The sequence below is a fragment of the Allobosea sp. 05T439 genome (assembly GCF_056396005.1).
In genome coordinates this window covers 69,295-90,567 of sequence record NZ_JBFTKP010000020.1, presented here as the reverse complement: position 1 = coordinate 90,567, position 21,273 = coordinate 69,295, and the positions used below count along the sequence as shown (strand labels likewise).

General features: G+C 66.6%; 20 protein-coding genes. 12 read left to right on the top strand and 8 right to left on the bottom strand.

Going from position 1 to position 21,273, the window contains the following annotated elements:
- Positions 1–15: 15 nt before the first annotated feature.
- Entirely contained in the window at positions 16–468 is a 453-nt protein-coding gene (locus AC1DIO_RS21985; RefSeq protein ID WP_441504789.1) for a GNAT family N-acetyltransferase, read from the bottom strand.
- A 53-nt stretch (positions 469–521) separates the two neighbouring features.
- Here AC1DIO_RS21985 and AC1DIO_RS21980 point away from each other — a divergent pair, with 53 nt between their 5' ends.
- From AC1DIO_RS21980 to AC1DIO_RS21940, 9 genes are all read left to right on the top strand, one after another.
- A complete protein-coding gene (locus AC1DIO_RS21980; protein WP_441504790.1) occupies positions 522–1,463 on the top strand; it encodes a LysR family transcriptional regulator in 942 nt (313 codons plus the stop codon).
- A 101-nt stretch (positions 1,464–1,564) separates the two neighbouring features.
- Complete coding sequence (locus AC1DIO_RS21975) at positions 1,565–1,789, top strand: hypothetical protein (RefSeq protein WP_441504791.1); 225 nt, start codon at positions 1,565–1,567, stop codon at positions 1,787–1,789.
- Positions 1,790–1,846: 57 nt separating this feature from the next.
- Positions 1,847–2,983: an ABC transporter substrate-binding protein gene (locus tag AC1DIO_RS21970; RefSeq protein WP_441488753.1), complete on the top strand. Its 1,137-nt coding sequence runs from the start codon at positions 1,847–1,849 to the stop codon at positions 2,981–2,983.
- A 185-nt stretch (positions 2,984–3,168) separates the two neighbouring features.
- On the top strand, positions 3,169–4,047 hold the full coding sequence (locus tag AC1DIO_RS21965; protein WP_441488754.1) for a branched-chain amino acid ABC transporter permease: 879 nt from the start codon (positions 3,169–3,171) through the stop codon (positions 4,045–4,047).
- Positions 4,044–5,102 carry a branched-chain amino acid ABC transporter permease gene (locus tag AC1DIO_RS21960; RefSeq protein ID WP_441504792.1) on the top strand — a complete coding sequence of 353 codons (1,059 nt, stop codon included), beginning with the start codon at positions 4,044–4,046 and terminating at the stop codon, positions 5,100–5,102. The genes AC1DIO_RS21965 and AC1DIO_RS21960 overlap by 4 nt, the downstream gene beginning before the upstream one ends.
- Positions 5,099–5,842, top strand: coding sequence for an ABC transporter ATP-binding protein (locus AC1DIO_RS21955; RefSeq protein ID WP_441488756.1), 744 nt, complete (start codon positions 5,099–5,101; stop codon positions 5,840–5,842). Before AC1DIO_RS21960 ends, AC1DIO_RS21955 begins: the two co-directional genes overlap by 4 nt.
- A 12-nt stretch (positions 5,843–5,854) precedes the next feature.
- On the top strand, positions 5,855–6,592 hold the full coding sequence (locus AC1DIO_RS21950; protein WP_441504793.1) for an ABC transporter ATP-binding protein: 738 nt from the start codon (positions 5,855–5,857) through the stop codon (positions 6,590–6,592).
- Positions 6,589–7,659, top strand: a complete 1,071-nt coding sequence (locus AC1DIO_RS21945) for a Gfo/Idh/MocA family protein (RefSeq protein ID WP_476854071.1) — start codon at positions 6,589–6,591, stop codon at positions 7,657–7,659. Before AC1DIO_RS21950 ends, AC1DIO_RS21945 begins: the two co-directional genes overlap by 4 nt.
- Positions 7,656–9,530, top strand: coding sequence for a bifunctional sugar phosphate isomerase/epimerase/4-hydroxyphenylpyruvate dioxygenase family protein (locus AC1DIO_RS21940; RefSeq protein ID WP_441504795.1), 1,875 nt, complete (start codon positions 7,656–7,658; stop codon positions 9,528–9,530). Before AC1DIO_RS21945 ends, AC1DIO_RS21940 begins: the two co-directional genes overlap by 4 nt.
- A 107-nt stretch (positions 9,531–9,637) precedes the next feature.
- Here the strand turns inward: AC1DIO_RS21940 and AC1DIO_RS21935 are convergent, their stop codons facing one another.
- Positions 9,638–10,636, bottom strand: coding sequence for an MBL fold metallo-hydrolase (locus AC1DIO_RS21935; protein WP_441504796.1), 999 nt, complete (start codon positions 10,634–10,636; stop codon positions 9,638–9,640).
- 366 nt (positions 10,637–11,002) lie between these two features.
- Between AC1DIO_RS21935 and AC1DIO_RS21930 the strand changes: the two genes are divergently transcribed.
- Together AC1DIO_RS21930 and AC1DIO_RS21925 are read left to right on the top strand one after the other, a co-directional pair.
- Positions 11,003–11,965: a LysR family transcriptional regulator gene (locus tag AC1DIO_RS21930; protein WP_441504797.1), complete on the top strand. Its 963-nt coding sequence runs from the start codon at positions 11,003–11,005 to the stop codon at positions 11,963–11,965.
- Between the two features lie 82 nt (positions 11,966–12,047).
- Positions 12,048–13,172, top strand: a complete 1,125-nt coding sequence (locus tag AC1DIO_RS21925) for a zinc-dependent alcohol dehydrogenase family protein (protein ID WP_476854070.1) — start codon at positions 12,048–12,050, stop codon at positions 13,170–13,172.
- Between the two features lie 467 nt (positions 13,173–13,639).
- Here the strand turns inward: AC1DIO_RS21925 and AC1DIO_RS21920 are convergent, their stop codons facing one another.
- The 6 genes from AC1DIO_RS21920 to AC1DIO_RS21895 all read right to left on the bottom strand — a co-directional run bounded on the left by AC1DIO_RS21920 (position 13,640) and on the right by AC1DIO_RS21895 (position 19,875).
- Positions 13,640–15,073 (bottom strand): aldehyde dehydrogenase family protein, encoded by a 1,434-nt coding sequence (locus AC1DIO_RS21920; protein WP_441504799.1) that lies wholly within the window; start codon positions 15,071–15,073, stop codon positions 13,640–13,642.
- A 17-nt stretch (positions 15,074–15,090) separates the two neighbouring features.
- A complete protein-coding gene (locus AC1DIO_RS21915) occupies positions 15,091–15,792 on the bottom strand; it encodes an ABC transporter ATP-binding protein (RefSeq protein WP_441504800.1) in 702 nt (233 codons plus the stop codon).
- Positions 15,793–15,794: 2 nt separating this feature from the next.
- The gene (locus AC1DIO_RS21910; protein WP_441488765.1) at positions 15,795–16,544 is read right to left on the bottom strand and encodes an ABC transporter ATP-binding protein; all 750 of its coding nucleotides are present in this window, start codon (positions 16,542–16,544) and stop codon (positions 15,795–15,797) included.
- Positions 16,541–17,482 (bottom strand): branched-chain amino acid ABC transporter permease, encoded by a 942-nt coding sequence (locus tag AC1DIO_RS21905; protein ID WP_113510798.1) that lies wholly within the window; start codon positions 17,480–17,482, stop codon positions 16,541–16,543. Before AC1DIO_RS21905 ends, AC1DIO_RS21910 begins: the two co-directional genes overlap by 4 nt.
- On the bottom strand, positions 17,482–18,387 hold the full coding sequence (locus tag AC1DIO_RS21900; RefSeq protein WP_441504802.1) for a branched-chain amino acid ABC transporter permease: 906 nt from the start codon (positions 18,385–18,387) through the stop codon (positions 17,482–17,484). Before AC1DIO_RS21900 ends, AC1DIO_RS21905 begins: the two co-directional genes overlap by 1 nt.
- A gap of 186 nt (positions 18,388–18,573) precedes the next feature.
- The gene (locus AC1DIO_RS21895; protein ID WP_476854069.1) at positions 18,574–19,875 is read right to left on the bottom strand and encodes an ABC transporter substrate-binding protein; all 1,302 of its coding nucleotides are present in this window, start codon (positions 19,873–19,875) and stop codon (positions 18,574–18,576) included.
- Between the two features lie 248 nt (positions 19,876–20,123).
- Between AC1DIO_RS21895 and AC1DIO_RS21890 the strand changes: the two genes are divergently transcribed.
- Positions 20,124–21,269 carry a CaiB/BaiF CoA transferase family protein gene (locus tag AC1DIO_RS21890; protein WP_476854068.1) on the top strand — a complete coding sequence of 382 codons (1,146 nt, stop codon included), beginning with the start codon at positions 20,124–20,126 and terminating at the stop codon, positions 21,267–21,269.
- Positions 21,270–21,273: the final 4 nt, after the last annotated feature.

The following is a 21,273-nucleotide window of genomic DNA, read 5'->3' as shown; positions in this document are numbered from 1 at the left end:
TGACAGGCCCCAAGCCTAGAGCACGCAGGCATACATGACGAAGACGCCGCCCGATCCGAACGGCCGTTCGTAAAGCGCGCGCGCCGGCTCGTTGTCCAGCTCGGTTCCGACCCAGACCTCCTCGCAACCGAGTTCGCGGCCCCAGGCGAACATGTCGTCAAGCATCCGCCGCGCCAACCCCTGGCGCTGCAGCGCGGGGGCAACGGCGACCTCATCGATATAGAGTTCCGTCTTCTTGTCGGGATGGCGATGGATCACGGCAGCGACCTGCGCCACCACCACGTCCTGGCGAAGCCCGACAAGCATGAGATGGCCCGGCGAGGCGAGATAAGCGCTGAGCCTTGCCGGATCGACCGGCTCGTCGAAGACATCCTCGTCGACGCGGTCGAACAGGGCCATGTCCGCCGCGGTTACCCGCCTGATCTCGACTTCCACGATCTGCTCCCGTCCGGCCCGCTTGACAGTCATCCGGCCCTCGCCTCCGCTTGTCGCAAAACTGGATGGGGAAGGATACGCCGGTCATGCTGACCCTCCGCCAGATCGAGGTGATCCGCGCCATCATGATCACCGGCACGATTGCCGGGGCGGCCAAGCTGCTCAGCGTCTCGGCGCCGGGCATCAGCCGCCTGATGAAGCATACCGAGCGTACGCTGCGGCTGAAACTGTTCGAGCGCCGGCATGGGCGCTACATTCCGACCCCTGAGGCCAACGACATCTTCGAGCAGATCAACGGGGTCTACAAGAAGGTCGACGACCTGCATTACACGCTCGCCCGCATCGAGCGCGGCGGCGAGATCGAGCTCAAGCTCGGCTCCGTGCCGAGCATCTGCCATGTCATGGTGCCTCGTGCGATCGAGCGGCTGCGGCGCAAGCATCCGGACCTGCGCATCGACATCAACATCCTGAAGATCGAGGAGGCGCTCGACTATCTCCTGCTCGGCAAGGGCGAGATCGCGGCGATGAGCTACAAGCTCGACCATCCCGGTATCGATTTCGTCCCCCTGGCGGTGGGCGAACTGCTCTGCATCGTCCCCGACAGCCATGAGCTTGCCGGCCGCGCCTGCCTGTCGGCGCGCGAGATCGTGCAGCACGAACTGATCGGCATCGATCCCAACGATCCCTATGGCCGGGTCATGAGCGAGATCTTCAGCCGGCAGGGCCTGGCCTATGACATGCGGATCAAGGCCCGCTTCGGCACCACGGTCTGCTCGCTCGTGCGGGCCGGGCTCGGCATCGCCATCATCGACCAGTTCACCGTCGCGCATGGCTCGATGCAGGGCATCACCGCGATCCCGATCGAGGAGCCGACCCGCTTCCAGACCTATGTTGCGATCAAGAACGACAAGGCGCCCTCGCTCTATGCCGAAACCTTCGTCACCCTGCTGCGCGAGGAGATGAACGCGGTGGTCTCATCCCGCCTGCGCGCCCCAGTCAAGGCGGTGGAAAAGATAACATCAGGTTAGGTAATGCGATTGAATTGGTTATCGCGTTACTAGCCTAAATCGGTTTATCTGACGTATGGCAACGCCTGCGACCATGACGGGCGAGCCAAGAGGGATCGGACATGCCGGCAATCGCCGTCGCCAACAGGACCACGCGTGTGCTGCTCGGCTCGCCGATCGCGCATTCTGTGTCACTGGCGATGCACGCGGCGGCCGCACGGGCCGCCCGTTTCGAAGCGCGGTGCCACCTGATCGAGATCATCGGCGCAGAGCCTTCGGATAACGCGAAGGCCGAGGCCTTCGACAGGGTCATGGCGGCGCGCGCGACGATCGATCGCGCTGCCTGAGCGACGCCCCGGCGAGACCGGGCGGAGACAAGAAACCGGACAACTGGAGGAAACATCATGACATTCAAATGGATCATCGCCGCGGCCCTCGGCGCAGGGCTCGCGACGCCGGCGCTGGCGCAGGACAAGGTCAAGCTCGTCGACGTCGTCGAGCTCTCGGGTGCGGGCGCGACCGCCGGCACCAACTGGAAGAACGGCATCGATCTCGCCGTCGCCGACATCAATGCCAAGGGCGGCATCCTCGGCAAGCAGATCGAGATCGTCCATTACGACACGCAGACCAACCCGGGGAACACCCGCGCCGCGGTGCAGCGCGCCATCGACGAGGGCACCTATGCCGTGCTCGGCCCGGTCTTCTCCGGCCCGATCGGCGCCTCGATGCAGATTTCCCAGCGTGCAGAGATCGCCCAGTTCGTCGGCGGCGAGGCTGCCGGCCTGACCAAGCAGGGCAACCAGTACCTGTTCCGCACCTCGCTCAGCCAGGCGGCGGCGATGCCGAAGATCGCGAACTATCTGAAGAACACGGTCAAGGCGGGTTCGGTCGCCGTCGTCTGGGTCAATAACGACTTCGGCAAGGGCGGGCGCGACGCCATCCTGCCCGAACTCGAGAAGGCCGGCATCAAGGTGGCGGCCGATGTCGCGACCGAACAGGGCCAGGCCGATTTCGCCGCCGACGCCATCAAGATCAAGAACTCGAATGCCGACGCCATCTTCGTCTATCTCAACGAGGAAGAGAGCGCCCGCTTCCTGCGCGCCGCCAAGCAGCAGGGCATCAGCAAGCCAATGGTCGGCGAGACGACGCTGCTCGGCGCCAAGGTCATCGAGCTCGCGGGCGACGCTGCCAACGGCGTCAAGGGCCATGTCGGCCTCTCGATCGACGCGCCGATCCCGGCCTTCCAGGAATTCGGCAAGAAGTACCAGGCCAAGTACAACTATGCCTCCGACCATAACGGCCTGAAGGGCTACATGGCCGTCTACATGATCAAGTGGGCGACCGAGAAGCAGAACAAGTTCGACAAGAAGGGCCTCGCCGATACGCTGCGCGGCGCGACGATCAAGCCTTCGGACGAGCCGGGAATCCTGATGGAAACCACCATCGAGAGCAATGGCGACCTCGACCGCGAGAGCTTCCTCGCCGAGGTGATCAACGGCAAGCAGGTGATCAACGCGACCCTGCCCAAGATCAAGCCGTAAGACCCAGCCTCACGACGACGACACCTCGTCACGTCATCCCGGGCGACCGCACGGACGCCCGGGATCCAGAAGCGGACGCAACGCGCCGGAACTGGCTTGCGGCTCCATGCGGCCTGCGGCCGCCAGCGCCGGGGGGACCACGGCAGGTCGGAACACAGGCAGCGCCAACAGGACAAGGACGCGCCATGGCTGAATTCATCGCCTATCTCATCGCCGGCATCGCCACCGGCGCGATCTACGCGCTGGCCGCGATCGGCTTCACGCTGGTCTGGCAGACCTCTCAGACGATCAATTTCGCCCAGGGCGAGTTCGTCATGCTGCCGGCGGTGCTGGTCCTGCTCGCCATCAAGCTGTTCGGCGCGCCGATCTGGTTGGGCGCACTGATCGGCATCGCCGCCTTCATCCTGATCTTCGGCGTCGGGTTCAAGGTCGCGGTGGTCGATCCGATGATCCGGCACGGCGTCCTGCCGCTTGCCATCGCCACGATGGCGCTCTCGATCATCATGAAGGAAGGCGCCAAGGACGGCTTCTCGGCGGAGGCACAGAACTTCCCCTCGTTCGTGCCGACCCAGACGATCTCGGTCTTCGGCGCCTCGATCTCGCTGCAGCATGTCGCCATCATCGTCGTTGCATTCGCGGTGATCGGCCTGCTGCAATGGTTCGTCGGCGGCACGCGGCTTGGCCGACAGATGCAGGCCACGGCCCAGAACCCGACCGTCGCGCGCATTCTCGGCATCCCGGTCGAGCGCATGGTCCTGCTGACCTTCGTGATCAACGCCGCGCTCGCCGTCGTCGCCTCGGTGCTGATCTCACCGATCTATCTGGCAAAATTCTCGAACGGCGAGGTCATCGGCCTGTTCGCCTTCATCGCCGCCATCGTCGGAGGCTTCAACCAGGTGCGCGGCGCGCTGGTCGGCGGACTCGTGGTCGGCATCGTCGACAGCATGGCGGCGGCCTATATCTCATCCTCCTATCGCCTGGCCGTGCCGCTCGTTCTTCTCGTCGTCATCATCCTGCTCAAGCCGGAAGGCCTGATGGGCCGCAAAGAGGAGCGCCGCGTATGACCGCGCCCGCGACCGAGGCAAGCCTGCCGCAGCAGCGCGGCCGCCTTTCAAGAGTGCCGTCCCTTGCCGCCTTCGCCGACGGCACCCTGATCACGCTGATGCTCGGCGCCGTCATCCTCTGGTTCGCCCCGGCCGGCATGGGCCGCTATGGTACCTATGTGCTCTCGCTCTGGCTGGTGATGAGCATTGCCGTGATGGGCCTCAACCTGACGCTCGGCTATGCCGGCCTGAAGTCTTTGGCACAGGCCGCCTTCATGGGGCTCGGCGCCTATGCGACGGCGCTGCTGACCACCAAGGCCGGGCTGAACTGGTACGCCTCCTTTGCGATCTCGGGCCTGCTGACCTTCGCGGTCGGGCTGGTGCTCGGTTTCCCGGCGCTGCGGGTCAAGGCGCATTACCTCGCCTTCGTCACGCTCGCCTTCTCCACGCTGATCTGGCTGATCCTGCGCAACGAGCAATGGCTGACCGGCGGCGTCTTCGGGCTCTCGAACATCCCGCGCCCCAGCTTTTTCGGGCTCAAGCTCGACGGCGCGCTCGCCTTCCACCGTTTCGTCGTCATCGTCACCCTGATCCTGGCGATCGCGCTATGGTGGATGATCCGCTCGCCCTGGGGCCGCGCCTTCACGGCGCTGCGCGAGAACCCGATCCGGGCCGCCAGCCTCGGCATCGACACGCGCATGTACACGCTGCTCGCCTTCGCCATCGGCTCGGCCTATGCCGGCTTTGCCGGCGCGCTCTACGCTCCGCTGGTCGAATTCATCGACCCCTCGCCCTTCTCGCTGTCGCAGAGCTTCTTCTTGCTGCTGATGGTGGTCGCGGGCGGCGCCGGCTACCTGCTCGGCCCGTTCATCGGCGCGCTGCTCGGCGTGGTGCTGCCGGAATGGCTGCGCGTCGTCGGGTCGCTCTACCTGATCATCTTCGCGACCATCGTCATGCTGCTGCTGATCGCCTGCCCGCAGGGCGTGAGCGGCCTGCTCGAACGCGGCTGGGCGAAGCTCACCGGCAAGGGCAAGATCGGCAAGAGCGTGGCCGCCAACACCGGAGGCCGCTCATGAGCCCGGTCCTMGAAGTCTCGAACATCCACAAGGCCTTCGGCGGCATCAAGGCGGTGAACGGTGTCTCCTTCTCCGTCAAGGAGGGCGAGATCCTCGGCATCATCGGGCCGAATGGCTGCGGCAAGTCGACCCTGTTCAACTGCATCCTGGGCCAGCTCGACCCGACCGAGGGCACGGTGAAACTCGACGGCAAGGAGGTCACCGGCATGCGCCCCTCCGACCTCAACCGCCTCGGCGTCAGCCGCACATTCCAACTGCTCCAGGTCTTCCCCGAGCTCTCGGTGCGCGAGAACCTGATCCTCGCCGGCCAGGAACATGAGGGCACGATGCTCACGCGCTTCTTCGGGCGGCGCGATGCCGGGCTGACGGAGAAGGCCGACCGGATGATCGGTTTCTTCAAACTCGGCCATCTCGTCGACGCCAAGGCGGGCGGGCTCTCCTATGGCCAGCAGAAGCTGCTCGATGCCGCGATGGCCTTCATGGCGGGGCCCCGCCTCGTGCTGCTCGATGAGCCGGCGGGCGGCGTCAACCTGACCATGCTCGGCGACCTCAAGGAGCGCCTGCGCGCCATCAATGCCGAGCAGGGCGCGACCTTCGTGGTGATCGAGCACAACATGGACTTCGTCATGTCGCTCTGCACCCGCGTGCTCGTGCTGGCGGAAGGCAAGGTCCTGGCCGAGGGAACGCCTGCCGAAGTCAGGGCCAATCCACAGGTCATCGAAGCCTATCTCGGCCATTGAGGAGCGACTGGAATGGACGCCCATATCCTCGAACTCGACGGCGTGGTCGGCGGCTATGGCGCCATGACCATCCTGAACGGCACGAGCTTCAAGGTCCGGCGCGCCGCCATCACCACGGTGATCGGCCCCAACGGCGCCGGCAAGTCGACCGTCTTCAAGGCGATCTTCGGCCTGCTCAAGGTCCGCGAGGGCCATATCCGGCTGGACGGCACCGAAATCACCCACTGGAACCAGCGCAAGCTCCTGGAGGCCGGCATCTGCTATGTGCCGCAGGGGCGCAACATCTTCCCCGAGCTCTCCGTGCGCCATAATATCGAGCTCGGCGCAGTCGCGGCGGGCTCGCGCATCACCGATATGCCGAAGCGGCTGGAAGCCGCGCTCGATCGCTTTCCGGCGCTGCGCCGCAAGGCCGACCAGCAGGCGTCCACCCTCTCGGGCGGCGAGCAGAAACAGCTCGAGATCGTGCGCGGATTGCTGCTCGACCCCAAGCTCGTGCTGATCGACGAGCCCTCGATCGGGCTGTCGCCGATGATGGTGCAGGAGACTTTCGGCATTCTGCAGAATCTGCGCACGCGCGGCGTCACCATCCTGATGGTCGAGCAGAATGCCCGCTCGGCGCTGGAGATCTCCGATGAGGGGCTTGTGCTGGAGCTGGGCCAGACCAGGATGCAGGGACCGGCTGCCGATATCCTCGCCGATCCGCGCGTCGGCCAGCTTTTCCTCGGCGGCGCAATGACGGAGGCCGCATGAGCAAACCTCTCCAGATCGCGCTCGTCGGCGCCGGCCTGATCGGCCGCGCCCATCTCCTGCGCATCGAGGCCTCGCCGGATTGCTCACTGGCCGCCATCTGCGACCCGACCGAGGCGGCAAAGGCCATCGCGGCCGAGCGGAATCTGCGCTGGTTCCCGTCGCAGCAGGAGATGCTGGCAGCGATGAAGCCGGACGGCGCCATCATCGCGACGCCCAATGCGCTGCATGTCCCGGGCGCGATCGACTGCCTCGAGGCCGGCGTGCCGGTGCTGGTCGAGAAGCCGCTCGCCGAGAGCGTCGCTGCGGCGCAACAGCTCGTCGATGCCCAGGCGCGCACGGGCGTCGCCGTGCTTGCCGGCCATCACCGCCGCCACAACCCGATCGTCAAGGCGGCGCGAAGGATCGTCGGCGAAGGCGGCATCGGCCGACTGGTCGCCGTCAATGCGCTGTTCCTGATCAAGAAGCCGGACGACTATTTCGACGTCGCCTGGCGGCGCGAGCCGGGCGGCGGGCCAGTGCTGATCAACCTGATCCACGATATCGACAATCTCCGCTTCATCTGCGGCGAGATCGACAGCGTGCAGGCCATCACCTCCAACGCGACACGCGGCTTTGCCGTCGAGGACAGCGCCGCCCTGATCTTCCGCTTCAGCAATGGTGCACTCGGGACCGCGACCGTCTCGGACGTAACGCCCTCGCCCTGGAGCTGGGAGCTCAGTTCGGGCGAGAACAAGGCCTATCCGCAGCGCGAGGGCCATTGTTACCTGATCGTCGGCAGCGAAGGCTCGCTGGCCTTGCCGAAGCTCGATTTCTGGCACTACGGGGACAAGGCCGGCTGGTGGGAGCCGCTCCAGCACGAGAGCCGTGGCGTCGAGCCTGTCGAACCGCTGGCCGAACAACTCAGGCACTTCTGCGCCGTCATCCGCGGCAGCGAAGCGCCGCTGACCGGCGCAGCCGATGCCGCCCGCACGCTGGCGGTCGTCGAGGCCGTTGCAGAGGCAGCCCGAACCGGGGCAACCGTCAAGCCCGCTCCGCTGCGGGTCTTGTCCGGGACAGGTGCAGCATGAAACCGACCTCGATCGCCACCGTCTCGCTCAGCGGCGATCTTGCCGAGAAGCTGCAAGCCATCGCCGGCGCCGGGTTCGATGCGGTTGAGGTCTTCGAGAATGACTTCCTGACCTTCGACGGCAGCCCGCGCGATGTCGGCCGGATGATCGCCGATCTCGGCCTGGGCATCGCCGCCTTCCAGCCCTTCCGCGATTTCGAGGGCATGCCGGAGCCGCAGCGCGCCCGCGCCTTCGCCCGGGCCGAGCGCAAATTCGCGATCATGAACGAGCTCGGCGCCGAGCTGATGCTGATCTGCTCCAATGTCTCGCCGCCGGCCGAGGCCGGCATCGACCGTGCAGCGGCCGATCTGCGAGAGCTCGGAGCCCTGGCGGAGAAACATGGCGTCAAGGTCGGGTTCGAGGCGCTGGCCTGGGGCCGGCATATCAACGACTACCGCGACGCCTGGGAGATCGTGCGCCGGGCCGACCATCCGCGCATCGGCCTGATCCTCGACTCGTTCCACACGCTTGCGCGGCGCTCGCCCCTGGGGCCGATCACGACGATCCCCGGAGACCGCATCTTCCTCGTCCAGCTCGCCGATGCGCCCGCGCTGGACATGGATGTGCTGAGCTGGAGCCGGCATTTCCGCTGCTTCCCCGGACAGGGCGATCTGCCGGTGGCGAATTTCGTCAGGGCCGTCGAGGCGACGGGCTATTCCGGGCCGCTCTCACTCGAGGTCTTCAACGACCAGTTTCGCGCCGGCTCGGCCCGGCGGCTCGCGACCGACGGCGTGCGCTCGCTGATCCAGCTCGCCGACCAGGTCGCGCCGGAGCTGCCACCGCGCGCGCCCTGCCTTGCCGTCGAGTTCATCGAGTTCGCGCTCGACGAGGAGACGGCCCACAGCCTGGCGGAACTCTTCACCGCGCTCGGCTTCCGGCAGACCGGGCACCATGTCAGCAAAGCGGTAACGCGCTGGAGCCAGGGCGGCATCAATCTCGTGCTCAACACCGAGAAGGACGGCTTTGCCCAGTCGCATGCGATCATGCACGGGCCCGGCGTCTGTGCGATCGGCCTGCGGGTGGCGGATGTGGCGCAGGCCATGGCGCGGGCGAAGCAGCTCAAAATCGCAGCCTTCGAGCAGCCGATCGCGCCGGGCGAGATGCATATTCCGGCGATCCGTGGAGTCGGCGGCGCGCTGATCTACTTCACCGAGCCCAAGGGCGAGCTCGGCCATGTCTGGGAGAAGGAGTTCATCGCAACGGTAGATGAGCGCGCGCCCTCACCTGCCCTCCTGGACAGCGTCGACCATATCTCGCAGTCGATGGACTACGAGGAGATGCTGTCCTGGCTGCTGTTCTATACCTCGCTCTTCGAACTGGAGCGCATCCAGCAAACCGATGTCGCGGATCCCGCCGGACTGGTCGCGAGCCGGCCGATCATCAGCAGAGACGGTGCCGTCCGCTTCGTGCTCAACGGTTCGCAGGCGACACGGACGCTCTCCTCGCGCTTCGTCTCCGAGCATTTCGGCTCTGGCGTGCAACATATCGCCTTCAGCGCACCCGACATCTTTGCCGCCGTCACGGCGATGCGCGCGGCAGGGCTGTCCTTCCTCGACATCCCCGCGAACTATTACGACGACCTGGAGGCCCGGCACGGACTGGAGCCCGACGTCATCGACCGGCTGCGCGAGCACCACATCCTCTACGACCGCGACGGCGAGGCCGAGTTCCTGCAGGTCTACAGTCACGTCTTCGCCCAGCGCTTCTTCTTCGAGATCGTCGAGCGTCGCGGCGGCTATTCCGGTTTTGGCGCGGTCAATGCACCGATGCGCCTTGCCGCCCAGGCCCGCGAGGCACGCCCGGTGACGGTGCCCCGCCCCCTGCGAGACTGAAAGGCCCGGCAAGGGAAGGCCGGAGCCTGCGCGAAGGCCGAAGCATTCGTGCAGACCCCGGCCCCGGTGAGGCGCCGCAGGGGGAGGAGCACCGCAGCGCAGCTCACTCACCCACGCAGCATGTCCATAGGTGCGGCAAAATAACGGTAGCCATCGCCCGCCTTGGCCAGATTACCGAAACCCGGCCAGGCAAAGTGATAGGACATTACGGGTGTCTTGTTGGCCGCCAGCATGCCGAGCAGCTTCACGCGCGACTGTGCGGCCTGTTTGGGGTCGCTGTCATAGGCGAATTCCATCAGCGGCTTCTCGAGCAGCAGCACCGCGTGGTGGGTCAGATCGCCAAGGAATGCGAAGGTCTTTCCGCCCGAGGACACCATGAAGATGTGATGGCCGGCGGTGTGGCCCGGCGCCGCGATCGCCTGGATGCCCGGCAGGAATTCCTGACCATCCCGGAAGAAGACGATGCGGTCGCGCACCGGCAGAAGATTGGCGCGCGCGTGTTCGACGAAGGCCTTGAGAGGCGAGCCGAGCTTGCTTTCATCCGTCCAGAAATCGAAATCGATCTGGCTGATATAGATCTGCGCATTGGGGAAATTGGCCTTGCCGTCCGCCGTGCAGATGCCGCCGATATGGTCGATATGGGCATGGCTGCAGACGATGGCGTCGATATCCCCGGGCTTGATGCCGGCCTCCTGCAGGCTCTTCTGCAGGCGCCCGGTCGTCGGGCCGAAGGCCTTCGAAAAGCCCATGCCGGTGTCGAACATCACCAGCCGATCGCCAAAATTCACCACCGGAACGTTCTGCTCGAGGACGACATTGTCCTTCGGCAGGAAGTTCGTCTCCAGCATCCTGTAGACCTCGTCCTTGGCGACGCCGACGAAATTCGTGCCGGGGTCCCCGAGCGGCAGCGGCCCGTCGGAGATGACCGTCACCTCGGAAGGGCCGAGCATGAAGCGGTAGAAATAGGGCGCCTGATTGTTGGAGAGCGGCGCCTTGGCGAAGGACATGGCGCCGATCGGCATGGTCGCCCCCGCCGCAAGCGCGACAGCGCCGCTGAGGAAGCCGCGACGGCTGGCACGGCTCGGCAAGATCAGATCCCTGGACATGGCATTCCTCCTGAACGTGACCATCCGGCGTCTTGCGCCGGTTGCTGCTGCTGGGCGTTTCGGATGAGGCGCTCCTTGAAGAGGGCCTCCCGTCCTCACGCCACCTGCGAGGATGCACGTGCCGTTGCGTGACGGCCAATAAGCCTTCGCTCTGGCGCGCATAACCGAAAGCTTGGGCGCCCCCCGGCAAGAGTGTTTCAGGGAGCGCGCGACACGACGCTGATTTCACGTCGTTTCGCTGCGCCCCGCAGCGCGTTGCCGTTCAGCCGTTGCATCGCCGTGCCGGGGGTCTCTGGCCTTCGCACGCCGCGGACGCTACCACCATGCGGCGATCATTCATGGGCCGCCGGGAGAGATGAAGCCGCGATGGATCTGCGCCAGCTCCGCTATTTCACCGCGATCGTCGAACAGGGCTCGTTCTCGAAGGCTGCAACCAAGCTGCGCGTCGCCCAGCCGGCGCTCAGCCAGCATCTGCGCCATATGGAGGATGAGCTCGGCGTGCCGCTCCTGCATCGCGGCACGCGCGGCGTCATCCCGACCGAAGCAGGCGAGCGCCTGCTCGCGCGGGCCCGCTCCATCCTCGCCGAATTCGCCGAACTGCGCGACTCCGTGCGCGGCGTATCGGCCGCGCCCGGCGGCGAGGTCCGCATCGGCCTGCCAGGCACCGTCAGCGAACAGTTCAGCGTGCCGCTGATCGAGGCGGCGCGGGACCGCTACCCCGCGGTGCGCATCCGTATCGCCGAGGCGATGAGCGGCTTCGTGCTCGACTGGCTCCGCCGCGGCGAGGTCGACCTCGCGGTGATCTACTCGACCTCCGACCCCAAGGGCCTCGGCATCCACCATGTCCTGACCGAGGAGCTCTGCCTGTTCGGAGCGCCTTCGCTGAATGCTGTCGCGGCGCCGGCCGGGGGCACCGTCAGCCTGACCGAGGCGGCCAAACTCGATCTGATCCTGCCGGGCCAGGGGCACGGGTTGCGCGACCAGATCGACGAGGCCGCGCTTGGCGTCCACGCCGCCATCAACCCGGCGATCGAGATCGAATCCTACTCGCAGATCAAGCGGCTGGCGGAGCGTGGGCTGGGCTACGGCATCCTGCCCCGCATGGCCGTCAGCGCGCAGGCCAGGGCCGGCATCTTCCAGACCTGGCGGATCGACCGGCCCGCACTCCATCGTAAGGTCTATCTCGCCTACTCGACCGAGCGCCCGATGCCGGCTGCGGCGCGCGCCATCGGCCAGCTTTCCTGGGAGATCCTGCGCGGGCTGGTGGCCGACGAAACCTGGACGGCGACGCTCGGTGAGGACGGTGATCGCCCGGCCTTATACGGCTGATCGCGATTTCCTCTTTGACAGGGCTCGCATCGCGCCMGACCTTCGGCCGGCCATAGAACTCAGCCTGCCCAAGGAAACGCCCGTGAAGATCCGCGCCGCCGTCCTGAATGCCAGCCCAGTCGCCGCGCCCTATGCGCGTTCCAGGCCGCTTGCGATCGAAGAGGTCGAGCTTGCGCCGCCCGGCCCGGGCGAGGTCCTGGTCCGCGTGCGGGCCACCGGGCTCTGCCATTCCGACCTCTCGGTGATCGACGGCAACCGGCCCCGTCCGGTGCCGATGGTGCTCGGCCATGAGGCGGCCGGCGAGGTCGTCGAGCCCGGCCCCGGCGTGAACGACCTCAAGAAGGGCGACCGCGTCATCATGGTCTTCGTCCCCTCCTGCGGCCATTGCGCGCCGTGCAGCGAGGGTCGCCCTGCCCTGTGCGAGCCCGGCAACGCGGCCAATGGCGCAGGCGAGCTGCTCGGCGGCGGGCGCAGGCTCTCGGCCCATGGCCGGGCGGTGAACCACCATGTCGGCGTCTCGGCCTTTGCCGAGCATGCGGTGATCTCGCGCTACTCGCTGGTGAAGATCGAGGCCGATATCCCGCACGAGATCGCGGCGCTGTTCGGTTGCGCGGTGCTGACCGGGGTTGGCGCCGCGGTGAACACGGCAAAGGTCCGCGCCGGCGAGAGCGTCGCCGTCGTCGGCCTCGGCGGCGTCGGGCTGAGCGCGCTGCTCGGCGCTGTCGCCTGCGGCGCCGCCCGCGTGATCGCGGTCGATCTCTCCGAGGACAAGCTCCGGATCGCCCGCGAGTTGGGCGCTACCGACACCTTCAATGCCGGCGATCCCGGCGCCGTCGAGGCGATCCGCGCGGCGACCAAAGGCGGCGTCGACCACGGTCTGGAGATGGCAGGCTCGGTCAAGGCACTCGAGCTCGCCTATCAGATCACCAGGCGCGGCGGCACGACGACCACGGCCGGCCTTGCCAACCCGGCGCACACGCTCGCGCTCGCTCCGGTCAAGCTGGTCGGCGAGGAGCGGACCCTGAAGGGCTCCTATGTCGGGAGCTGCATCCCCGGCCGCGACATCCCGCGCTTCATCGACCTCTACCTGCGCGGCAAGCTGCCGGTCGACAAGCTGCTGACCAGCACGAGCGGGCTCGACGAGATCAACGAGGGTTTTGACGCGCTGGCCGAAGGCCGCACGATCCGCCATGTGATCCTGATGTAGGCATCCGCCTCGAGGCTCATGCCTTGGAGGGCGTCGGCGCGCGCCGCGCCAGCGCAGCCGCAAGCGTGGCCGCGAGCATCAAGGCGGCAGCGACCACTGCCAGCGCCGCGAACCCGGCATGATCGTAGAGCGGCCCGCGTGGTTGGCGAGCCCCAGGCGAAGGCGATGCCGAACAGGCCGTAGCGCATGCTCGATGCCGCCACCATCGCAAGATAGATGGCAGCGACCGAGGCGGGATTCGGCGCGATCTGCCCCCTCTCCCCTTGCGGGAGAGGGTTGGGGTGAGGGGTCGCGCGACGTTGGAAGGTTTGAGGCTTGCGGGGCGATAACCGGCAAGGGCACCGCGCCCCCTCATCCGGCCCTTCGGGCCACCTCCTCCCGCAAGGGGAGAAGGTGGGGCGCAATTCCCTCCCGATAACTATCGGAGAGGGTTTTCGGCGAGGTTCCGGCGCTTCACCGTGAAAGAGTCAGCCGTGCTTGTGGACGATCGTCTTGGTCACCGCGAACTCTTCCAGCGCCATGAAGCCCTTCTCGCGGCCATGACCGCTCTTGCCGGTGCCGCCGAAGGGCAGCTCGATGCCGCCGCCGGCGCCATAGCCATTGATGAAGACCTGGCCGGCGCGGACGCCCTTCGCCACGCGCTGCTGACGCCCGCCATTGCCGGTCCAGATGCCGGCCACGAGTCCATAGGCGGTCGAATTGGCAAGCCGGATGGCGTCGCTCTCGTCCTCGAACGGGAACGCCGAGAGCACCGGCCCGAAGACCTCCTCCTGCTCCAGCCGGTTGCCCCGGGGCACCGGGCCGAACAGGGTCGGCGTGACGTAGAAGCCGCCATTCGGCACGCCTTGCGCGATCTGCCCTTCGGCGAGGACCGGGATGCCCTGCTCGCGGGCCTGGTCAATGAAGCTCTGCACCCGGCCCTGCTGCCTGGCGTTGATCACCGGCCCGCAATCGAGATCCATCTCCGGCGTTCCGGCCCGCAGCGTGGAGAACTGCCTGGCGACGGCGCCGACGAAGGCGTCATAGACGTTTTTCTGGACCAGCACGCGGCTGCCGGCGGAGCAGGTCTGCCCGGTATTCTGCACGATGGCCTTGCAGACGATCGGAACCGCCGCGTCGAAATCGGCATCGTCGAAGACGATCTGCGGGGATTTGCCGCCGAGTTCCAGCGTGCAGCCGATCAGGTTCTCGGCGCAGGCCTTCTGCACCATCTTGCCGACCTCGGGCGAGCCGGTGAACGACATGAAGCCGATGCCGGGATGGGCCGAGAGCGCAGCGCCCGCCTCATGGCCGCGCCCGGTGACGATATTGATCGCGCCATCGGGAAAGCCGACTTCGGAAGCCAGGACGGCCAGCCTGAGCGCCGTCTGGCAGGCCTCCTCCGCGGGTTTGAGCACCACCGCATTGCCCATGGCGAGCGACGCCGTCAGCGAGCGGCCGAACATCTGCGCCGGATAGTTCCAGGGCAGGATATGGCCGGTGACGCCGTGCGGCTCGTGCACGACGCTGACGCTGTAGCCGTTCATGAAGGGGATGACATGGCCATGCACCTTGTCCGCCGCGCCGCCATAGAATTCGAAATAGCGCGCCGTCGCCTCGATATCGGCCCTGGCCTGCGCCATCGGCTTGCCGGTATCCTGCGCCTCGATCCTGGCCAGTTCGTCGAAATGGTCCTGCACCTTGAGCGCAAGCTTCGCAATCAGCCGGCCCCGCTCTGCGGCCGTCAGCTTGCCCCAGGCGCCCTCATAGGCGGCTTGAGCCGCCTTCACCGCATCGTCGATATCCTCGGCCGTGCCGCAGGCGATGCGGGTGAATTCCTCGCCGGTCGCGGGCGCAAGGACCGCCATGGTTTCGCCGGTCCGGCCGTCGACATGGCGGCCATTGATGAAATGCTGCGTCATAGGGTGTCCTTCCGAAGTCAATGCAGGCCTGCGGCTTCCAGCGAACTCGCCGCCAGACCGCCGGCAATCTCGGTCACCTCGCCGCGCTCGATCGCATAGCTGCGCTCGGCGAAGGTCCGGAGCAGGCTGGGATTGGATTCGGTGATGAGCAAGGCGATGTCGGGATGGCTGTCGCGCAGGGCGCGCAAGGCAGCCGCATAACGATTGGCGAGCACGGGGGCGAGCCCCTGGAACGGCTCATCCAGCAGAATGATGCGCGTGCCGACCATCAGTGCGCGCGCCAGCGCAGCCATCTTGCCCTGCCCGCCGGAGAGGCCGGCGGCCGGCCGGTGGCGCAGATCGGCGAGTTCCGGCAGCACCTGGTAGACGCCTTCCAGGCGCCTGGCGATCTCGGCCTCGCGCACCCTCATCACCTCGGCCGGCAGGCGGATATTCTCCTGGATGGTGAATGTCGAGAACAGGCGGCGGTCTTCCGGGGCGTAGCCGATGCCAAGGCGCGGGCGCTCATGCGGCTTGACCTGCAGCAACGGCCTGCCGTCGAAGGAGATCTCCCCGGCAGTCACCTTCAAGAAGCCCATGATGGCACGCAGCAGGCTGGTCTTGCCCGCGCCATTGCGGCCGATCAGCGCCACCGTCGCGCCCTCGGCCAGGGACAGATCGACCTTGCGCAGCACCTGCACGCCCTCGATCTCGGCAGTCAGGCCCTTGATCTCCAGCATGATCAGACTCCCACGCCGATGACGGTCTCGCGGACCTCGGGATGGTTCAGGATCTCGTCGGGCGTGCCCTCATGGGCAATGCGCCCGCCGGCCCAGACGGCGACGCGGCTGGCGTAGCGCGCGACCACATCCATGTCGTGCTCGACGAAGATGGCGGTGGTGGCGCGGGCATCGAGCGCGCGGGTGAGCGTATCCATCACCTGGAACTTCTCGTGGCTGGAGACGCCGCTGGTCGGCTCGTCCATGAAGATCAGCTTCGGTTCGAGCGCGAGCGCGACCGCGATGTCGATGAGCTTGCGCATGCCCTCCGGCAGCTCGCGCACGATGCGGCGGCCGGCCTCCTTCAACCCGACGATGTCGAGCAGCGCCCACATCTCCTCGGTCTTCGGATGACGGTCGAGCCTGAGGAAGGGCGACCATGTCCCCTCCCGGGCGCTGAGCGCCAGCAAGAGGTTCTCGATCACCGTGTTCTCGAGGAAGAGCTGCGGGATCTGGAAGGAACGACCGACGCCGAGCCGGGTGATGGCGCGCGGCGAGAGCGCCGTGATGTCGCTTCCCGCGAAGAACACCCACCCCGCCTGCGGCTTGAGATAGCCGGTGCAGAGATTGATGAAGGTGGTCTTGCCGGCGCCGTTGGGTCCGATGATCGCGATGCGTTCATTGGCGTGGACCTTGAGGCTCGCGCCATTCGCGGCCTGCACGCCGCCGAAGCGCAGCTCGAGGTCCCGGGCTTCGAGGATGAGTGCGCTCATTGGCCCGTCCCCGCCGGCTTGCGGCCCGTCATCAGGCCATAGAGCCCGTTCGGCGCGAAGAAGATGATGACGAGAAGCATCACGCCGAGCACCGCATGCCAGGTCTCGGGCGCGTAGACCGCCGCATAGCCCCGGATGATCTGGAACATCAACGCCCCGAGGAAGGGGCCGACGACGCCGCCTACCCCGCCCAGGATGGCGATGAAGACGAACTCGCCCGAACGGACCCAATAGGCCAGTTCCGGCGTGACATGGCCGGAGACGAGCGCGATGACCGCCCCGCCGAGGCCGGCCAGCAGGCCCGACAGCACATAGGCGCCGAAGAGCACCTTGCGGCTGGAGACGCCGAGATATTCGAGCCGCGTCTCGTTCGACTTGATCGCCTCCAACGCCTTGCCGCCGGGCGAAAGGAGATAGCGCGCGACGCCGAGCGCTGCGAGAACCGCCAGGCCCAGCGTGATGTAGAAGATCCAGAGCTCGAACTCGGCGCGCTCGAGGCTGATGCCGGCGAGCGTGGGGCGCGGGACGCGCTTGCCGTCGGCACCGCCCGTGATCGAGAACAGCTTCTCCAGCAGCGAGAAGAACACCATCGAGATGGCAAGGTTCAGCATGCCGAAGAAGATCGCCCGGTAGCGCACGACGAAGAGCCCGACCAGGGCCGCAAGCAGCCCGGAGGCCGCGGTTGCGACCGGCACGAGGATCAGCACCTCATGGCCGAAGCGGGCCGCCGCCATGAAGGCCACGACATAGGCGCTGAAGGCGAAATAGAGCCCATGGCCGAAGGAGACCTGCCCGGCCCGCAGCAGCACGAGGATGCCGAGCGCCGCCAACCCCTCGCACAGCGCGACGGTCAGGATGACCGTCGACCAGGGCGAGAGCAGCGGGAAGATGATGAGCGCAGCGAGCAGGCCCGCGCCGATGATGAGCTGGCGGGCCATCACACCTTCCTCGTCTGTACGGTGGTGAACAGGCCCTCGGGCTTGATCAGCAGCACCGCGACCATGATCAGATAGGGGATCAGCACGTCGAATTCTGGCGCGAAATAGACGGCGACCGAGCGGCCGAGCCCGATCAGCAGGGCCGCGACCGCCGCGCCCTCGATGCGGCCGAGCCCGGCGGTGGCCGCGACCGCGAAGGAGAGCACGATCATGCCCGAGCCGATGCCGGGGGTGAGCGAGGTCGTGGCCGAGGAGAGCGCGCCGCCAAGCGCGGCAAGCGAGGCCCCGATGATGAAGGTGATCAGGTAGACCCGCGTCGCGTCGATCCCCATCGCGGTTGCCGCTTCGCGATCCTGCGTCACGGCCACGATGGCACGGCCGAAGGCGGTGCGGCGCAGGAAGAGGCGCAAGCCCACCAGCACGAGAAGCGCCACGACCGGGATCAGGATGAGCTGGTACTGGGTGTAGAAGATGCCAAAGACCTCAATGGTGCCGAGCCAGTTCATCGGCGCATTGGCGAAATAGGGCTGCACCCCGAAGACGACCTTCTGCGCATCCTCGAGGATCATGAAGACGGCGAAGGTGACGAGGAGCTGCAGCACCTCCTCCTTGCCGTAGATCCGCCGCAGCAGCAGGGTCTCGACCAGCCCGCCGACGACGACGCCAACCAGCACGGCTGCGACGATGAAGAAGGGAAAGGCCAGCCAGACCGGCAAGCCCCTGCCTGTCATCGCCAGCACGCCGGCGGCCGCGACATAGGCGCCGATCGCGTAGAAGCTGCCATGTGCCACGTTGAGCACGCCGAGCACGCCGAAGATCAGCGACAGCCCGACCGCGACCAGGAAGATCAGCGAGCCATAGGCGAGGCCGTCGAGCGCCGCGAGAAGGAGCATTTCAGGAGGCATGAACTGGCTTTTCGTCCTTGCGCCACAGGGTTGAAGCGTCATCCCGGCTGCGGCGAAGCGCCAAGGCCGGCATCCATCGCGGGGTCAGTGATCGACGATGGTTCCGGCCCGCCCGGAGTGACGGCAGCAGTCTGGAGGGGGTGAACGGGCTGATCCGGCTTGAACCGGGACAGCCCGCCATCCACCTCATTTCGCGTAGTCGAAGGTCTCGATCGACTTATCCCTCACCAGATCCGGCTTGACCTTGGCGAACCATTCCAGCGACTTCTCGCCGAGCGGCGTCGTCACCAGCTTGCCGGGATAGAGCGCCATCTTGTCGTAGACGGCGAAGGGATAGTCCGGCACGCGCTTGGTGGTGCCGAGCAACTGGTCCTCGAGCCCCTGATGGTCCGAACGGATCGAGATCGTCCCGGTCAGGCTCTTGAACTCGAGCCCTTCGAAGGCCGCGATCACCTGCTCCTTGCTCGGCCATTTTGCGCCCGCGGCCTGGCCTGCCTTCTCATAGGCCTTGGCGAGCCCGATCACGGCCTGCGCCATGTGGAAGGTCGGATAGATCGGGTAGACACCGGTCTTGTCCTTGTACTTCTTCACGAAGGACAGCATCTCCGGCGAGTTCTTGTGCTTGGGGTGCAGCCAGTAATGGTCGCCGCGCCCGCCGATGATCACGCCCTCGGGCAGGACATTGCCGAGGCGCTCCAGCGAGCTCTCCGCGAGCGGCAGCACGAAGGTCGACTGCTTGAGCAGGCCGCGCGCCGCCGCCTGCTGGACGAAGGTGTCGAGATCGCCGCCCCAGGAGGTCGAGAGCACGACATCGGGCCGCAGGGCGGAGAGGCGCGTGATCTCGGTTGAGAAGTCGGGAGCCCCGAATTTCGGGAAGAGTTCGGCAACGACCTTCACATCGGGTTTCAGCGCCTTAAGGCCAGCCTGGAACAGGGCCCAGGATTCGCGCCCCCAGGCATAGTCCTGGTTGACCACCGCAATCGTCTTGAAGTCCGGCTTGGCCTTCATCAGGTAGAGCAAGGTCGACATCATTTCGGCGCCGGCATGAGCCTGCGTGCGCACCGAGTATTTCCACTTGCCCTCCTCGAAGATGGTCTGCGTGCCGCAATCCCACATCACGTTGACGACCTTGAGGTCCTCCGCAACGGGAGCGAGCGCATTGCAGCTGCCACTCGAAATCGCGCCGAACATCACCTGCGCGCCCTGTTCCTGCACGACGCGGCGGTATTCCGAGAGCAGCTGGTTCGTGCCGGCGCCCTCGTCGACATAGACCGGCTTCACCGGCACGCCGAGAACGCCGCCCTTGGCGTTGAGCTCCTCGATCAAGAGATCGGCCGCGTTCTTGCCCGGCACACCGAAGACGGAGGCCGGGCCGGAGAGGAAGGTCGCGATGCCGACCACGAGCTCCTTCGGCTTGTCCTGCGCCAGCGCCGGCGCGCCGAGCATCGCAGCAGCGGCAAGCGCCGCCGCCCATTTCATCCTCACCATGGTGCATCTCCCTCATTGCACTGGGGCGCGCTCTTGCGGCGGCGCGTCTCCCGGGGCCGAAAGGGGCGCATAGGCGAAAGAGGCCGACAAGAAGAATAAAGCGATGAAGGCCATAGCGATTTTCTATAGTCCGTCCGCCGGACGCGCTCGGTTCGCCGCGCTATGGATGCCATCGCAAAACTCTATTTGACTTGCGTGGCTCGAAAGGTCCGTTTCGCCCGCAGGACAAGACCAACTGGCTCAACGTGATGACGAATGCTCTCGAAGGAATCCTGGTCGTGGCGCTGGAACAGGCCGTCGCCGTGCCGGTGGCGACCTGCCGGCTGGCCGATGCCGGCGCGCGCGTCATCAAGCTCGAACGGGCGGAGGGCGACTTCTCGCGCGGCTATGACGACTACGCCAATGGCCTGTCCTCCTATTTCGTCTGGATCAACCGCGGCAAGGAATCCTGCCGCGTCGACCTGAAGCAGCCCGACGACCTCGCCATGGTCGAGGCGATGCTGGCCAAGGCCGATGTCTTCATCCAGAATCTCGCTCCCGGCGCGACCGGCCGCCTCGGCATCGGCAGCGCCGAGCTGCGCAAGCGCCATCCGCGCCTGATCACCTGCGATGTCTCGGGCTATGCGCCCGGCACGCCGCATTACACGCGCAAGGCCTATGACCTGCTGATCCAGGCGGAGGCCGGCTTGTCCTCGATCACCGGCAACGAAAGCTCCGGACCGACGCGGATCGGCGTCTCCATCGCCGATATCGCCACCGGGAATGCCGCCTATGCGGCGATTCTCGAGGCTCTGCTCCGGCGTGCCCGCACCGGCGAAGGCTCGCAGATTGCGCTCTCGCTGTTCGACACCATCGCCGACCTGATGAACGTGCCCTATCTGACCCGGCGCTATGGCGGGATCGAGCCGCCGCGCCTCGGCCTCGCCCATCCCTCGATCGCGCCCTATGGCGTCTTCGAGCTCGCCGATGGCAATGTGCTTCTGGCAGTGCAGAGCGAGCGCGAATGGCAGGTCCTGGCGCGCGAGGTGCTTCAGGACGAGGCCCTGGCCAACGACCCGCGCTTCGCCAGCAATGTGCTCCGCGTCCGGGAACGGGCCGCGCTCGATGCCGCGATCCAGGCGATCCTGATCGCAAGGCCCTTTGCGGCCGTCACCGCCGCGCTCGATCAGGCCGCAATCGCCTATGGCACGGTGTCCAGCGTCGGCGACCTGATCACCCACCCGGCCGCGACGACGCTGACGGTCGAGACGCCGGCGGGTCCGATCGAGGTCCTGGCCCCTCCCGCCATCGTCGACGGGAAGCGCGCGCAGATGCGGCGCGTGCCGGAGCTCGGCGAGCATGAAGCCAGCTTGCGGGCCGAGTTCGCCGCGACAGCCGCCACCCAATCCGCCTGAGACA